This is a genomic window from Paenibacillus sp. EKM301P (assembly GCF_011800295.1).
Classification (GTDB): Bacteria; Bacillota; Bacilli; order Paenibacillales; family Paenibacillaceae; genus Paenibacillus; species Paenibacillus polymyxa.
This window is the reverse complement of sequence record NZ_JAALFM010000001.1, coordinates 311,516-324,264: the sequence shown is the minus strand read 5'-3', so window position 1 is coordinate 324,264 and position 12,749 is coordinate 311,516. Positions and strand designations below refer to the sequence as shown.

The following is a 12,749-nucleotide window of genomic DNA, read 5'->3' as shown; positions in this document are numbered from 1 at the left end:
GGGGAGCGGAATGAAGATGAAGAATGACCGGGTGCTAAAGTTGCGGCAGGCGCTGGGCGAGCATAACCTGCGGGCTATGCTGATTACTAGCCCTGTCAATCGTCGATATTTGACAGGCTTCACAGGTTCAGCGGGCTATGTGCTGATTACAGAATCCCATAGCTATTTGCTGACTGACTTTCGTTATATGACACAAGCGACCGAACAAGCCCAAGGCTTTACGGTAGTGCAGCACGCTGCGCAGGTCATGGAAACAGTAAGAGAATTGCTGTCTTCCCATCAGATTAGCGAAACAGGCTTTGAGCAGGATGATGTAACTGTTGCGACACATAAAGCTTATAGCGAAGATCTGTCACCTATTAAGCTGGTTCCGGTATCGGGCATTGTGGAAAAGCTGCGGGTGTACAAGGATGCGGAAGAGCTCGAAGTGATGCAACGGGCAGCGGATTTGGCGGATGCTACATTTGCACACATTTTACCTTACATCAAACCAGGAGTCAGCGAGCGTGAGCTGGATCTGGAAATGGAATTCTTCATGCGCAAGCAGGGAGCTACTTCTTCTTCATTTGACACGATTGTGGCATCCGGAGTTCGTTCGGCATTGCCTCATGGAGTAGCCAGTGCAAAGTTAGTACAAGCAGGTGAGCTGATTACGTTTGATTTTGGTGCGTTGCTGGATGGCTACTGCTCCGATTTGACCCGTACAGTGGCTACACAAGGGGATTTGGCGCCTCAGTTGCGCGAGATCTACGATATTGTACTTAAGGCGCAGCTTCACGCACTCGAACATATTAAGCCGGGCATGACAGGCCGTGAAGCGGATGCGCTGACCCGGGATATTATTGCTAGCCATGGGTATGGAGACAATTTCGGACACAGTACAGGTCATGGTCTGGGTCTTGAAGTGCATGAATCTACACGTCTGTCGAAGGCAAGTGATGATATTCTGGAGCCGGGCATGGTTGTAACGGTCGAACCAGGTATCTATGTGCCTGGATTGGGCGGTGTACGGATCGAGGATGATATCGTTATTACAGATAACGGCATCAAAGTATTAACGCATTCGAGCAAAGAATTTACAGTCGTTTAATAACGATAACAGTCCTGTAGGAGGGGTATTTTAGTGATTAACGTTAATGATTTTAAAACAGGTTTGACCGTCGAGGTAGACGGAGATATTTTTACAGTTCTGGATTTTCAACACGTAAAACCAGGTAAAGGTGCAGCATTCGTACGCTCCAAGTTGAAAAACCTGCGTAATGGTAATACGGTTGAACGTACATTCCGTGCGGGTGAAACAATCGGCCGGGCGCAAATCGAAAATCGTGGTGTATCTTATCTGTATGCTAGTGCAGACGATCATACATTCATGGACAACGAAACATATGATCAATTTACATTGTCCAGCGATCAGCTGAAATGGGAGCTTAACTTCCTGAAAGAAAACATGAATGTAAATATCATAAGCTACAACGGAGAAATCCTGGGTATCAACCTGCCTACCAGCGTGGAACTCAAAGTAATTGAAACAGAACCAGGTATTAAAGGGAATACAGCTACAGGTGCAACCAAAAATGCCAAACTGGAAACAGGCTTGAATGTTCAAGTTCCTCTGTTTATTAACCAAGATGACGTATTGTTAATTGATACTCGTGACGGCAAATACATGTCTCGCGCATAGAATTTACATTTTCAGGTATCCTCTGTCCTTATTAAGGGCAGAGGATATTTTTATATGTACGAATATTAAAAAACATTGGCTCCACACAGCACTTTCGTATTATACTGTACTAAAGATATGCCGCAGGATGTCACGTTCAAATCGTTTGGTGCCATCTCAAGGTTACATACTGTTGAGTCTGAGGGAGTGAATATCGTTGTCTTTGTATGTCATGAAATTCGGAGGCAGTTCCGTCGGTGACACGGAGCGCATGAAACGCGTGGCAAAACGCGTCGTTGAGAAACAGAGTGAAGGGCATCAATGTGTAGTGGTCGTTTCCGCAATGGGAGACACAACAGACGAATTGATTGACCAGGCCAAATTATTAAATGAGCAGTTGCCTGCACGTGAGCTGGATATGTTGATGACGACAGGCGAGCAAATTTCAATCGCATTGTTGTCGATGGCTATTCAGCAACTGGGTCATGAAGCGGTATCGTTTACGGGATGGCAGGCAGGCTTCCGTACTGAATCTGACTTTGGTCGGGCACGGATTACGGATATTCAACCTCAGCGTGTGCTGGATGCACTGAGCAGCAACAAGATTGTTGTTGTAGCTGGTTTCCAGGGGATGTCTGCAGATGGAGATATTACGACGCTGGGACGTGGTGGTTCTGATACGACGGCCGTTGCGCTGGCGGCGGCAATTCAAGCGGATGCCTGTGAAATTTACACGGATGTGGACGGCATATATTCAACAGATCCACGGATTGTGAAGGTGGCACGTAAGCTAAAAGAAATTTCTTATGATGAGATGCTGGAATTAGCCAATTTAGGTGCGGCTGTTTTACATCCCCGTGCGGTAGAGTATGCCAAACATAACCGGGTACCGTTGATTGTGCGGTCCAGTTTTAACCATAATGAAGGAACAGTCGTAAAGGAGGATGCAGTAATGGAGCAAGGCGTTGTAGTCAGTGGAATTGCATATGATAAAAATGTAGCAAGAATCAGTATTTTGGGCGTTGCAGATATCCCTGGTGTACTGGCAAAAGTTTTCGGAACACTGGCAGCAGCCAAAATTGATGTAGACATTATTGTACAGAGCGGGGTTGAGGCAGGAAAAGCAGATTTCTCCTTTACGGTAGCTCTAACGGATCGTGAAGCTGCACTTAAGACGCTGGAAGGTATTCGCGGGGAGCTTCCATACCGTGAAGTAACGTCTGAGGAAAATTTGGTGAAGGTCTCCATTGTAGGTGCAGGAATGGTTAGCCACCCGGGTGTTGCAGCACAAATGTTTGCCGTGCTGGCCGAGCAAGGCGTTAGCATTAAAATGGTAAGCACATCCGAAATCAAGGTATCGTGTGTAATTGAAGCTGGAAAGCTTCATGAGGTTATCCAAGCGTTGCATACAGCTTATAATCTGGATACCGAGGAGCAAGCGTTTGTAGGCGGCCCTAAAGACCGTCGTTAATAACATCAATTGATATAGAGAAATGCTATGACGGGGAAAGGTCGATAAATTATACGTTCCCTATTTATAGATTGATAAATCATAGAATACAGCAGTAGGTTAAGAGGTTGTTCCATCAGTAAGAGACAGACTGTGGAACAGCCTCTTTTTGCTGTAAATCTAGCTTTTTTATTTAAGGGTATCCCTTAGCCACCAAGGCATCGAGGGAGCCTTTTTTTATTATACAAAGCAGGGAAAGGTGCTTGAATGAGCGGGGAAAGGTCTGCTGAGCATGGATAGGAGTGATCAAAAGTTCGACTGGATTTTCAATATATTTTCGGCATAAAAAGCGAGAGTCAGCCATAGACTTGTCTTAAAGAAAAAGGACAACTGTGAGGAGGCGGCATTGGTATGGAATGGCTGGAGTTATTTCCGGAACCGTTGCACGGTATACTCGGAAGGCTTCCAGAAACGGTATTTAAGCAACTGGAAGAAATTCGGGTCCGGGAAGGAAGGCCGCTGGAAGTTAATGCGAATGGTGATCATCATTTTGTAACGACTGCTGGTCGGCTGACTTTGAATCCTGTTGAAGCCTATAAGCCTAACCGCGAGGATGCCCACCGATTGCTGGATTTTATCAGTAATCATTCCCTCTACACCATGGAAGAGGAGCTTCGCAAAGGGTTTATTACCATCCCTGGCGGTCATCGTGTTGGCTTGGCAGGGAGAACTGTGCTTAACCGAGGGCGAGTAGAGCATTTGAGGGATATAAGCAGCTTTAATGTACGAATTGCTCGGGCCATTCCTGGCATAGCTGATCGGATATTACCTTATGTAGCGGATCAAAAATCCGGGACGATACGGCATACGCTCATCTTGTCACCGCCTCAGCATGGCAAGACGACGTTGCTTAGGGACTTGGCTCGACAACTGAGTTACGGAGGGATGCAAAGCAACGGAGGGCGACGAAATGGACTTAAGGTGGGCATTATAGATGAACGTTCTGAGATCGCCGGTAGTCACAAGGGCATCCCCGGCTTTGATGTCGGACCTCGCACCGATGTATTGGACGGATGTCCGAAAGCGGAGGGCATGATGATGATGATTCGCTCGATGTCACCAGATGTCCTGATTGTGGATGAAATCGGGCGGCCAGAAGATGCGGAAGCGGTACGTGAAGCGCTTCATGCAGGCATCGCAGTCATTGCTTCCGCACATGGTCGTGATGTGGCTGAAATGGCAAGCCGATCTGCCTTTGCCGGATTAGCTACAGGACAGGAGCTGTTCCAGCTCTATGTCATGCTGGAGCGGACGAGCCGGGGCGTCTCTTTTCGGCTGGCAGATGCCAAGCAGCGCAGGCTGACACTGCCTGGGGAAGGGCAGAACGGGGGCATCTCCTATGCTTAAGCTGCTGGGAGCTGTCTTGGTTATACTAGCCACCACACTGGCAGGCTGGCAGCGGGCAAGACAATTTGCCATGAGGCCGCGGCAAATCAGAGAGTTAATTCTCGCACTGCAAAGACTGACCACCGAGGTTTCTTACGGGGTGTCTCCGTTACCAGATGCATTCGCCAAGACTGGAGAGCCCTTGCGAGAGCCGCTGCGCTCTCTGTTTCAGCAAGCCTCACGCTGGATGCACCCCTCTTTTGGCCTGACCGCCAGAGAAAGCTTGCATAAAGCGATTGAAGTCTCGTGGAGCCGTTCCTCTATGAAGCAGGCCGAGAAGGAAGCGATGCGTCAGCTTGCTTACAGCCTTGGAACCAGCGACCGTGAAGACCAGATCAAGCACATTGCGCTGACCATCCAGCAGTTATCCCATGAAGAAGCGCAGGCGCAGGCAGATCAGGTGAGATACGAGCGTATGAGCAGAAGCCTGGGACTGCTGATCGGAGCATTGATCGTCATTTTGATCTATTAGCGGGGTGCTCGAATGAATTTAGAAGTGAACGCAATTTTCCAGATTGCCGGAATTGGCATTATTATCGCTATGATTCATACCGTACTAAAGCAAATGGGCAAGGAAGACATGGCACACTGGGTGACGGTCATCGGTTTCGTTGTCGTGCTGTTCATGGTGGTACGAATGCTGGATAACCTTCTGCAAGAGATCAAATCTATTTTTCTTTTTCAGTAGGTGAACACATGGAAATCATACAAGTGGTGGGCTTCGCCCTCGTTGCCACAGTCCTCATCTTAGTTATCAAGGAACAGAAGCCGATGTTTGCCTTTTTGATTGCAACAGCTGCGGGAATCGTCATTTTTTTGCTGCTGATTGGCAAGATCGGATCTGTGGTTGCCGTGCTGGAGCGACTGGCCAGGTCTTCAGGGATGGACATGATTTATTTTAAAACCGTATTAAAAATAATCGGTATCGCTTATATTGCTGAATTTGGAGCACAGATCGTACGGGATGCGGGACAAGACGGCATAGCTTCCAAAATAGAGCTTACTGGAAAGGTACTCATCATGGTACTCGCAATCCCGATTATCAGCATTATTATTGATACCATTCTGAAGCTGATGCCCGCCTGAGGGGGTGATGCCATGAAAAGGCTGGGGGGCATGCCGAATCTCAAAGTTATTGTGATTTTGCTGCTATGTCTCTGGTGCGCCTCGGCTGCGGTCCTCTTCGCAGATACACCTACAAACGAATGGATCAGACAACAGGCGGAGCAAATGCCCAAAGATGATGTTGAACATTATTGGGACGGACTCATGAAGCAATACGGCGGATTTTTCCCTGACCAGAAAACGCCTTCTTTCATGGACATGCTGCTTCCGGGTGGTGAAGGATTCAGTATAAAAGGTGTGTTGATGGCCATAGCTGATTTTTTCATCCATGAAATCCGGGTGAATGCCAAGCTGCTCGTCACCATCGTCATGCTCAGCATTATGAGTATGGTGCTGGAAACGCTGCAAAGCGCTTTTGAAAGCAAGCAGGTCAGCAAAGTTGCCTACGCTATCGTGTACATGGTCATTATCATTTTGGCGATTAATAGCTTTAGTGTAGCGATTGGTTATGCCAAAGAAGCAATTGACAGCATGATTCATTTCATGATGGCGATGTTGCCCTTGCTGTTTACCATGTTGGCCTCGATGGGTAACGTTGTCACCGTTTCGGTGACCCACCCGCTGATTGTATTTATGATCAACACGGTCGGAACAGTTATTCATACGCTTGTTTTCCCGCTGCTGTTCTTCTCGGCTGTGCTGTACTTGGTCAACTCGCTCACGGGCAAATACAAGCTGACCCAGTTAGCTGATCTACTGCGGAACGCGGGTGTTGCCGTGCTGGGAGTGCTTCTGACTATTTTTCTAGGAGTCATTTCGGTACAGGGATTAACCTCTTCGGTTACTGACGGATTAACAATCCGTACAGCTAAATATATTACAGGTAGCTTTGTTCCGGTGGTAGGCAAGGCGCTGGCAGATGCGACGGATACGGTCATTTCGGCATCACTGCTCGTTAAAAATGCCATCGGCCTTGTGGGAGTCATCATTATTTTGTTCCTGTGTGCTTTTCCTGCTCTCAAAATTCTGACACTAGCCCTCATTTATAAAGTGACCGCAGCAATCATGCAGCCTTTGGGAGATACGCCTATTGTGGAATGTTTGGATGCCATCGGCAAGAGTATGATTTATGTTTTTGCGGCACTGGCGGCAGTGGGATTAATGTCCTTCCTTGCGATTACCGTCATGCTCGCAGCAGGTAACATGACGGTCATGATGAGGTGAATACATGCACATAATCCAACGAGAGGGAGGCGAGTGACGTGACCTGGCTGGGAGGCTGGCTCAAGGAACTAGTGCTAATCGTGCTGCTGGCTTCTTTTGTCGATATGATCTTACCGAGCCGATCTATGGAAAGGTATGTCAAACTCGTACTCAGCCTGCTTGTATTGCTGACATTGCTGTCTCCGATTGTGCGCTTGCTGAGCAGCAGTCCCTCAGAGGTTCTGGGGCGCGCATTGGATCTGCAACGCCAGGCAGAGACAGGTAATAGGGAACCGACATTGGAAGAGATCTTAGCCAAAGGCAAACAGCTAAAGCAACAGCAGGAACAAAGCTCCATGCAATGGGCAGGCAAAGAGGTAGCTAAGGAAATGAAAGGGCAATTGGAGCAGTACACTGGGTTAGCAATTCAGTCGGTCCAGGTGACCCTTACGCAGATTCAGCAGAAAGAATCGGGGCTAGAGGCAGGAACGGGTGTTCAGTCAGTAGTGGTTAAATTGGCGGAGCAGAAGGCAGAAAAAGAAGAAAACACAAACATCCCGCTGGGTACAGATGTCAAGCCGATTATGGTGGAGCCTGTAGCTGAAAAGACAGTGAATATTCGTGTGGAGCCGACACAGTCAAAACCCTCTAATCATAATGAAGGAACGCGAGAAGATGATCGTAGTCCTGACGAAACCACAGAGAATGGCAAATCTGCGGATCAGAAAGCTTTTGGTTTAATCACAGGAATTCTACGTGAAAAATGGGGGATCGACAGCACACATGTTCAGGTGATTAATTCGCAGGATGGAACACATGAATGGTAACAGGAGGTGAACCGAAATGGGCAAATGGAGGAAAAAGCTGGAGCAATGGATGGGTGGAGGGGGGGACGGAGCGAAAAGGTTCAATTCATTTCGTTGGCTACTTATTCTTGGCCTTATCGGTGTAGCGATTATGCTCTTTAATTCATTCGTTAATGTGAAAAAAGTCGACCCGGAAAACGTAGGGAGAGAACCGCCTGGCGTAATGAAAAATGAGCCTGCGTTAGAAACAACGGTAGGTGAGGACAGTTCCTTTGCCGGAATCGAGAAGGCTTTTGAGGACAATATGAAACAGATGCTGGAGCAGATTGTTGGCGTAGGAACCGTCGATGTCATGGTTACGGTAGATTCTACCGAAGAAGTGATCGTTCAACGGAATGTGAAAGACATGCAGGAAGAAAATAACGAGTCGGACGCCAATGGTGGACAAAGGCACACTACTCAATATACACGCGATGGTGAGATTGTCACCTATGAATCATCGGGCGGTCAGCACACCCCGATTGTTACCAAAAAAGTAAAACCACAGGTAAGGGGAGTGCTTGTTGTGGCTATGGGGGCAGAAAACCCTACGGTGAAGCAGCTCATTGTGGATGCTGTGCAGAAGGGACTAAACGTACCTTCATACAAAATATCAGTCGTTCCGCGTAAGCAGGGATAATATGGAATTGGGGAACAAAGAAGTTAATATTGCAAACCACTTATGAATATGGAGGACAGAACATGAATAATAAAAGACAAACCGTTTGGCTGGTGTCCATGCTGAGTTTAATGGTGGTACTGTCTGCATATTATTTGTTTACGGAGGACTCAAGTCCGGCGAATCCGCCAGTAGCGGACAGCGAGCAGGTGAGCAAGGTTAAACAGGATGCTGCACAGGAAGCAACGACAAAGGCAGAAGAACAAATGAACGAACTGAAAGTAAATGAAGTAGTAACCAATGGAGAAGTAACTGACGGAACGGCAGAGACTTCCACAAAGGACACAGCTTCTACAACTGATCCAGCAACAGAACCATCAAAAGGTGATAAAGACACAGCCGCCGCCCCTGCTACTGAATCGACTGCATCCAATCAAAACACAACTACAGCTAAGACAGGCACGACAGCTAAAAGTGATGACAAAGCAGCTTCTAGCGCCAAAACCGACAAGCAGGTACTTGATCAAGTAGCAAACGAACAAGCAGCCCAACCAACAGCGGCAGCTGTGATTGACAACTATTTACTGGAGCGGGATGTGGAAAATCAAAAGAAAAATGACGAGCTGACTACGGCAATGAATGATAGTACACCGCAGAAAGCTGCAGAGGCACAAAAGGAATTGCATGTACTTGAAGATAAACAGGCCAAAATTACCGGTATCGAAGAAGAACTGCAGCAGCAATTCGCCAATGCAGTCGTCCGCGAGGAAAATGCTGATAAATACAAAGTAGTGGTTCTGAGTGAAAAATTGGATGCTAAGCAAGCGGTAACGATTGTCGATAAAGTCATGAAGGAATTAAACGTAACGCAGGACAAGATCAGTGTCCAGTATGTTACACAATAAGACAAAAAACGCGAAAAAGCCCGGATTTCTGCACAATCCCGGGCTCTTTCTATTTTTAATGATTGTGATATAATACATAAAGCTGTTTCAAAAATGTTATCAGCAACCGGCAAAATGCTGAAGGAGTGATTAATAGAGATGTTTAAATTAAGCGAGATTAAGGAATTGATCAAGCTGGTGGATGAAACGTCTGTGCATGAGCTTGAAATTGAAAATGAAGGAACTCGCCTCATGATCCGTAAACCGGGTAAAAGCGAGATCGTTACGGTACAGGCTCCTGTAACAGCACCTGCTTATACAGTGGCGCCACAAGCTGCAATTCCGAATCCACAAGTACAGTCCGATGTTGGACATGCAACTGCTGGGGAACCGAAGGAATATGCAAGCAATCTACATAAAATCGTATCTCCGATGGTAGGCACTTTCTATAGTTCTTCATCCCCGGATACGGCTCCGTATGTGAGTATCGGCAGTAAAGTAGGCGATAAAACAACGGTATGTATCATTGAAGCGATGAAGTTGATGAACGAGTTGGAAGCTGAAGTGAAGGGCGAAATTGTGGAAATTTTGGCCGAAAACGGACAGTTGGTTGAGTATGGCCAGCCATTGTTCCTTGTGAAACCGGAGTAAAAAGCTTGTTTGACCCCTTTTTGAGGGTTCGGCAAGACTGCTCCCAGGGAGGATAAAGTCATGACATTTCAAAAAGTATTAATCGCGAACCGTGGAGAAATTGCAGTTCGTATCATTCGCGCTTGCCGCGAAATGAATATTTCGACAGTTGCCGTCTATTCGGAAGCTGACAAGGATTCGTTACATGTGCGTCTCGCAGATGAGGCTTACTGTATCGGACCGACGTTGTCTAAGGACAGCTATCTTAATTTTACGAACCTGATGAGTGTTGCTACATTGACTGAATGTGATGCCATTCATCCAGGTTACGGATTTTTGGCGGAAAATGCAGACTTCGCTGAAATTTGCGAATCATGCAATATTACGTTTATTGGACCTTCTCCTGAAGCAATTAACAAAATGGGAGATAAGGCTGTAGCCAAGCAGACCATGAAGGATGCCGGGGTTCCGGTTATTCCAGGTTCAGACGGACTGGTTGAGGATGTACAGGATGCAATCAGTATCGCACGTGATATCGGATATCCGGTCATTATCAAGGCCACAGCAGGTGGTGGTGGTAAAGGTATTCGTATCGCTGAAGATGAGGATAATCTTATCCAGCAAATCACGACTGCTCAGCAGGAAGCGCAGAAGGCCTTTGGTAATGCGGGCGTGTATCTGGAAAAATATCTGACTGGTATGAAACACGTGGAAATACAGATCATAGCGGACAAGCATGGTAATGTTGCCTACTTGGGTGAACGGGACTGCTCTGTTCAGCGTCGTCGTCAGAAGTTGTTGGAGGAAGCACCATGTCCAGTACTTTCGCAGGATGTTCGTGAAGAAATGGGACAGGCAGCTGTTCGTGCAGCTTTGGCCGTTCAATACTCTGGCGCAGGTACGCTTGAATTTTTGCTTGGTCCGGACAATAAATTCTATTTCATGGAAATGAACACACGTATTCAGGTGGAACATCCAGTAACAGAAATGATTACCGGTGTAGACCTGATTAAAGAAATGATTTCGGTCGCTGAAGGGCATCCGCTTTCCTTTACGCAGGAAGAAGTCACGATTAATGGCTGGGCAATCGAATGCCGCATTAACGCTGAGGACCCGGATCGTAATTTTATGCCTGCACCGGGTAAAATCGGATTTTATCTGCCTCCAGGCGGTCCTGGAGTGCGGGTAGACAGCGCTGCTTATCCAGGTTATAGCATTCCTCCTTATTATGACTCTATGATTGCCAAGCTGATTGTATGGGCGCCTACACGGCAGGAGGCGATTGCCAAAATGAAGCGGGCTTTAGCTGAGTTTGCTATTGAGGGCATACCCACAACGATTTCTTTTCACCAGCGCTTACTAGAGCATCCGACCTTTATTGAAGGCGATTTTGATATTAAATTTTTGGAGGAAAACGAAGTTTAATCGGTATATTTCCTCAGATTGTCATAATGAACGCCAAATGATATAGTATGGATAATAAGTGAGCATGTCTGCTTTGATATCCAAAGCTGGAATGAAACTTATTTTGACCGAAAGGTGTTGAAGGTATGAGCACAGTGCCAACCGAATTCGAACGTACAGAAATTGGGGAGATTCAAATTGCCCCGGAAGTTATTGAAGTCATTGCCGGACTGGCTACCGTTGAGGTGCCGGGCGTTGCGGGAATGAGTGGCGGATTTGCTGGCGGATTTGCCGAACTGCTAGGCCGCAAAAATTTATCTAAAGGTGTAAAAGTGGAAGTCGGACAGCGTGAAGCTGCTGTAGACGTCTCCGTCATTATTGAGTATGGTAACCGTCTGCCTGAGGTGGCTGCTGCTATTCAGCATAATGTTAAGCGTTCCATTGAAAACATGACAGGTCTTAACGTGGTAGAAGTGAACGTGCAAATTCACGATGTTCAATTCAAAAATGCTGAAAAAGTAGAAGAGCCGGAAGTGCTGGGCGCCGGACGGGTTAAATAGAGCGATACTTTGTACAAACCCCCGACCCTTATGGGTCGAGGGTTTACTCTAATTTAAGGAGGCTGTGCGTTTCGTGGCTAAAGTTATGGACAGACTTCTGCTGTTTTTGTACAGCTTAAGTATCGGAATTATCTCCATTCTCGCCATCCTCCTCCTGAGCGGGGCCATTCCGTATGTTTTAAGTATTGAGGATGAGCGAGTGGTGTGGTTTACCAGCTTGATTATTGCAGGAGTTCTGTTGTTATTGAGTCTTCGGGTTTTTTATATCTCTATTCGACGGAACCAAACCGTACAGCATTCTATTGATCAGCGAACCGAATACGGTGATATTCAGATTTCGGTGGATACCATCGAAAACCTGTGCCTCAAAGCGGCTTCCCGATTTCGCGGGATGCAGGATCTGAAAGCACGCGTTCGTGTGTTGGAATCGGGACTTGATATTACGATTCGGGCGATTGTTGACGGGGAAAGCTCCATTCCGGTGTTAACCTCCGAGGTACAAAAGGGGGTACACGACCATGTGGAAGAGATTACAGGAATTCCAGTATCCAATGTGTCGGTGTACATCGCTAATGTTTCTCAGTCACCAAGCTTTAAGAGTCGTGTGGAATAGAGGTGATTTTCCCTGATGCCCTGGAAAGAAATATGGGGAAGTTACAAGGGCCGGATCATGGGGATCACGGCCGGTATTTTTTTCGGTTTTATTTACTTGTGGGCAGGCTTTTGGAATATGTTGTTCTTTGCATTGATGGTGTTCATCGGATATACGCTAGGAAGACGTAGCGATTCAGCGCTTGGTCCATTCTTCCCTTGGAAAGAATGGAGCGAATGGTTGTCGCAGCGTTGGCGTCCTTTTAAATGAACCCTGTGATACGTGTTCTCCAAAATACAGCTGTAGCTTATTTGCGCCCAACGGTTTTGGAGGATGCGTTCACAGGTTTTTTTGTGGAAATTGGTTAGAATGAAAAATAGATATAGGCAAG

The 12,749-nt window shown here is 46.9% G+C and carries 16 protein-coding genes; all 16 read left to right on the top strand.

Annotated elements, in window-relative coordinates:
* The first annotated feature begins 16 nt into the window (after positions 1 to 16).
* The 16 genes from HFD99_RS01695 to HFD99_RS01620 all read left to right on the top strand — a co-directional run bounded on the left by HFD99_RS01695 (position 17) and on the right by HFD99_RS01620 (position 12,628).
* Positions 17 to 1,090 carry a M24 family metallopeptidase gene (locus tag HFD99_RS01695; RefSeq protein WP_039269268.1) on the top strand — a complete coding sequence of 358 codons (1,074 nt, stop codon included), beginning with the start codon at positions 17 to 19 and terminating at the stop codon, positions 1,088 to 1,090.
* A gap of 33 nt (positions 1,091 to 1,123) precedes the next feature.
* Positions 1,124 to 1,681, top strand: coding sequence for an elongation factor P (gene efp, locus HFD99_RS01690; RefSeq protein WP_013371789.1), 558 nt, complete (start codon positions 1,124 to 1,126; stop codon positions 1,679 to 1,681).
* A 196-nt stretch (positions 1,682 to 1,877) separates the two neighbouring features.
* Complete coding sequence (locus HFD99_RS01685; protein WP_013371788.1) at positions 1,878 to 3,131, top strand: aspartate kinase; 1,254 nt, start codon at positions 1,878 to 1,880, stop codon at positions 3,129 to 3,131.
* Between the two features lie 390 nt (positions 3,132 to 3,521).
* The gene (spoIIIAA, locus tag HFD99_RS01680) at positions 3,522 to 4,517 is read left to right on the top strand and encodes a stage III sporulation protein AA (protein ID WP_025365164.1); all 996 of its coding nucleotides are present in this window, start codon (positions 3,522 to 3,524) and stop codon (positions 4,515 to 4,517) included.
* Positions 4,510 to 5,028, top strand: a complete 519-nt coding sequence (spoIIIAB, locus tag HFD99_RS01675; RefSeq protein WP_013371786.1) for a stage III sporulation protein SpoIIIAB — start codon at positions 4,510 to 4,512, stop codon at positions 5,026 to 5,028. The genes spoIIIAA and spoIIIAB overlap by 8 nt, the downstream gene beginning before the upstream one ends.
* Before the next feature lie 12 nt (positions 5,029 to 5,040).
* The gene (spoIIIAC, locus tag HFD99_RS01670; protein WP_010345636.1) at positions 5,041 to 5,244 is read left to right on the top strand and encodes a stage III sporulation protein AC; all 204 of its coding nucleotides are present in this window, start codon (positions 5,041 to 5,043) and stop codon (positions 5,242 to 5,244) included.
* 8 nt (positions 5,245 to 5,252) lie between these two features.
* Positions 5,253 to 5,642, top strand: coding sequence for a stage III sporulation protein AD (gene spoIIIAD / locus HFD99_RS01665; RefSeq protein ID WP_013371785.1), 390 nt, complete (start codon positions 5,253 to 5,255; stop codon positions 5,640 to 5,642).
* 12 nt (positions 5,643 to 5,654) lie between these two features.
* Positions 5,655 to 6,845, top strand: a complete 1,191-nt coding sequence (spoIIIAE, locus tag HFD99_RS01660; protein WP_017427498.1) for a stage III sporulation protein AE — start codon at positions 5,655 to 5,657, stop codon at positions 6,843 to 6,845.
* Positions 6,846 to 6,883: 38 nt separating this feature from the next.
* Positions 6,884 to 7,651, top strand: a complete 768-nt coding sequence (gene spoIIIAF, locus HFD99_RS01655) for a stage III sporulation protein AF (RefSeq protein ID WP_044785233.1) — start codon at positions 6,884 to 6,886, stop codon at positions 7,649 to 7,651.
* Between the two features lie 16 nt (positions 7,652 to 7,667).
* Positions 7,668 to 8,309: a stage III sporulation protein AG gene (spoIIIAG, locus tag HFD99_RS01650; protein WP_016822293.1), complete on the top strand. Its 642-nt coding sequence runs from the start codon at positions 7,668 to 7,670 to the stop codon at positions 8,307 to 8,309.
* Positions 8,310 to 8,371: 62 nt separating this feature from the next.
* A complete protein-coding gene (locus tag HFD99_RS01645) occupies positions 8,372 to 9,193 on the top strand; it encodes a SpoIIIAH-like family protein (RefSeq protein ID WP_103042509.1) in 822 nt (273 codons plus the stop codon).
* 138 nt (positions 9,194 to 9,331) lie between these two features.
* Positions 9,332 to 9,823, top strand: a complete 492-nt coding sequence (accB, locus tag HFD99_RS01640) for an acetyl-CoA carboxylase biotin carboxyl carrier protein (protein ID WP_016822291.1) — start codon at positions 9,332 to 9,334, stop codon at positions 9,821 to 9,823.
* Positions 9,824 to 9,883: 60 nt separating this feature from the next.
* On the top strand, positions 9,884 to 11,227 hold the full coding sequence (gene accC, locus HFD99_RS01635; RefSeq protein ID WP_013371779.1) for an acetyl-CoA carboxylase biotin carboxylase subunit: 1,344 nt from the start codon (positions 9,884 to 9,886) through the stop codon (positions 11,225 to 11,227).
* 125 nt (positions 11,228 to 11,352) lie between these two features.
* Positions 11,353 to 11,766: an Asp23/Gls24 family envelope stress response protein gene (locus HFD99_RS01630; protein ID WP_013310820.1), complete on the top strand. Its 414-nt coding sequence runs from the start codon at positions 11,353 to 11,355 to the stop codon at positions 11,764 to 11,766.
* A 73-nt stretch (positions 11,767 to 11,839) separates the two neighbouring features.
* Positions 11,840 to 12,379, top strand: coding sequence for an alkaline shock response membrane anchor protein AmaP (gene amaP / locus HFD99_RS01625; RefSeq protein ID WP_013371778.1), 540 nt, complete (start codon positions 11,840 to 11,842; stop codon positions 12,377 to 12,379).
* Positions 12,380 to 12,394: 15 nt separating this feature from the next.
* Positions 12,395 to 12,628, top strand: coding sequence for a DUF2273 domain-containing protein (locus tag HFD99_RS01620; RefSeq protein WP_016822290.1), 234 nt, complete (start codon positions 12,395 to 12,397; stop codon positions 12,626 to 12,628).
* The last annotated feature ends 121 nt before the right edge of the window (positions 12,629 to 12,749 follow it).

Excerpts from the sequence above, each read along its gene's own strand:
- HFD99_RS01695 (WP_039269268.1), top strand. The coding sequence starts at position 17 with ATGAAGAATGACCGGGTGCTAAAGTTGCGGCAGGCGCTGGGCGAGCAT.
- spoIIIAA (WP_025365164.1), top strand. The coding sequence starts at position 3,522 with ATGGAATGGCTGGAGTTATTTCCGGAACCGTTGCACGGTATACTCGGA.
- spoIIIAB (WP_013371786.1), top strand. The coding sequence starts at position 4,510 with ATGCTTAAGCTGCTGGGAGCTGTCTTGGTTATACTAGCCACCACACTG.
- spoIIIAC (WP_010345636.1), top strand. The coding sequence starts at position 5,041 with ATGAATTTAGAAGTGAACGCAATTTTCCAGATTGCCGGAATTGGCATT.
- spoIIIAD (WP_013371785.1), top strand. The coding sequence starts at position 5,253 with ATGGAAATCATACAAGTGGTGGGCTTCGCCCTCGTTGCCACAGTCCTC.
- spoIIIAE (WP_017427498.1), top strand. The coding sequence starts at position 5,655 with ATGAAAAGGCTGGGGGGCATGCCGAATCTCAAAGTTATTGTGATTTTG.
- spoIIIAG (WP_016822293.1), top strand. The coding sequence starts at position 7,668 with ATGGGCAAATGGAGGAAAAAGCTGGAGCAATGGATGGGTGGAGGGGGG.
- HFD99_RS01645 (WP_103042509.1), top strand. The coding sequence starts at position 8,372 with ATGAATAATAAAAGACAAACCGTTTGGCTGGTGTCCATGCTGAGTTTA.
- accB (WP_016822291.1), top strand. The coding sequence starts at position 9,332 with ATGTTTAAATTAAGCGAGATTAAGGAATTGATCAAGCTGGTGGATGAA.
- accC (WP_013371779.1), top strand. The coding sequence starts at position 9,884 with ATGACATTTCAAAAAGTATTAATCGCGAACCGTGGAGAAATTGCAGTT.
- HFD99_RS01630 (WP_013310820.1), top strand. The coding sequence starts at position 11,353 with ATGAGCACAGTGCCAACCGAATTCGAACGTACAGAAATTGGGGAGATT.
- HFD99_RS01620 (WP_016822290.1), top strand. The coding sequence starts at position 12,395 with ATGCCCTGGAAAGAAATATGGGGAAGTTACAAGGGCCGGATCATGGGG.